Annotated in this window: 2 protein-coding genes; both read right to left on the bottom strand. The window is 32.5% G+C overall.

Annotated elements, in window-relative coordinates; genetic code table 11:
• Positions 1-512 precede the first annotated feature (512 nt).
• Complete coding sequence (locus AC106S_RS24070) at positions 513-1031, bottom strand: hypothetical protein (protein ID WP_482442524.1); 519 nt, start codon at positions 1029-1031, stop codon at positions 513-515.
• Positions 1024-2132 (bottom strand): RHS repeat-associated core domain-containing protein (locus tag AC106S_RS24065; RefSeq protein WP_482442522.1); only part of this gene is annotated, 1109 nt, incomplete at its 5' end. The genes AC106S_RS24070 and AC106S_RS24065, both read right to left, overlap by 8 nt.

Here is a 2132-nt window from a genome sequence, read left to right as displayed (position 1 = left end):
TTTTAAATGTCCATACCCTGCACCAGGGTCTGCAATTGTCGTATGCCACTGTAAAGGAGGTTTTGTAGCCTGATCGTAAATAACCTTTCCTAACAAAGCTACTAATATAACCCAACCAACAGGATTTCTGAATTGATAGCCCCAAGTGTAGCAGCAGGCAAAGTCAGGATAACTTACAACTTTGGTTACTTATTTATCTTACTCCGAAGTTTGAAACTTCGGGGAGCAAGGGGGATTTTTATAGTTTGATATTCTGAAAATTTGCTTTTTTCATAAAGTTTAACAAACTAAATTTAATAATTTTAATTTATCCTTATTTTTGAAAAAAGGCTCAGATTATAAAATCCAAGCCCTGACTTTTTAACTTACACACTTCCTAGGATAGTGTCCTCCTTATATTAATGCTTATAAATTTACATCTTAAATTTTAACAATTTTTATTTGCTTCGTGTCATAGAATGCATAACGACAGGCAGTCTCTTTGCTTTAATAATCGTGGAGTGGAAATCGTATTATTTCCGGCAATCTTCTATTGTATCAGTAAAACCTAATAGTTGCCTTATTTCCTCTGTTTTACCTCCCATACAAAAAAAATAAATTTTCCCTTTATTATCAAACCTGACATTTAATGGAACAGGGGAATCTGAGATCATATTCTTATTAAATGGCTGTACTGAAAATGTTTTGGATAGTATAGTATTTTTAAAATGTTTAAGTAAAAAATATTTATTCTCTTTTTCATCCGAAATAACTACCACTTTATATCCTTTATATTGAATAACTTCATCTTTATCAGTCACATTACCTTGACATTCAAAACAATTATGTGAAATACTAAGAACTTTATTTTGTGGATTTTCATTTTCGGAAAATACTCCCATTAATAAATATGTTTCTTTAGGATTAAAGATTTTATTTCTTGACGAGTAATAATCAATATAAGTATCAACAATATGATTTACATTAATTTTCTGAGCCGAACAGCTGCAAATCAACAATGTAAAAAATAATACTGAAAATATTTTATTCAAAATTTGTTTTTTGACTATCATAATTCATATATCTTTTTAATAAGTTAATATAGACTCTTAATTTTACATCAGGATTTTCTCTTGCTCTATTAATATCACAGCCACCATTAAGACAACGGACATCATAACTTTGTCTAAATCCTCCTGAATAGCTCTCAAATCCACTTGCCGGATTCCAAACCAAGCCATCGGCAGGATGATTATGATCATGTGCGTATAATTTGCTTGGAAAAAGATAATCTCCATTTATTGAAAAATTAGACATTCCTTTATCAAAAATTTTGGGATTAAATGGTGATATTGTTGGCATATGAAAAGTCGAAACAACAGAGAAAATATTATCTGTTTGGGAAAAATAGGATGCATTAGAAGATTCCACTCTTGTATTATTATACATATACTCTACAACTTCTTTCGCTTTTGCTGTATTATTATAAAAGCTTAATGTAGTCATTTTATTTGATACATTTCCTTCAGAATCTTTTATTGGTTTTTTCAATGTAATTTCTTGTTTATTTTTATTGATATATCCCTTTTCTCCAACATCTACACCACCATCATTTTCAGTTTTAAGTTTTCCATTGCTATCAAAATTCTTGGAAGCATAAATTACATCTCTATCAGATTCATCTCTCCATGTTAAATTTCCGTTTTCATCTAACTCATAAATATCCTCATTTCTTCCATCCGGATCAATAAATCTAATAGGATTATTAAATGCATAACGATAAGGTGACCACGCTCTATTTAATTCCGCCAACGGATCTACCACACCCCATCTCCCGATATCCGGCATATAGAACCTTGCCCCGTAATCATACATTCCGGTCTCTTGCAGCTCCTTGCCATTGTACTTGTAATTAAAATAACTGCCCAACTGTCCTCTGGAGATCCCTTCAATATGGTTCAATCCAAAAGGATAATAATTGTTGACATCCGTTATTTCAATTGCGCCTTCGCTGTTTCTGGCATAGCTCACCCTGGCATTGCCCAGGTGATCTCTGTACTGGTAAATATAGCGGTTTTCCTCGAAACTGTAAAAACCTTCTGAGGTCGGTACAAAATCCAGTTTCCATTCCGGGGTTCCGGTTCCGGGAAACA

Source organism: Chryseobacterium sp. FR054, from assembly GCF_056844565.1.
This window is presented reverse-complemented; position numbering and strand designations above follow the sequence as displayed.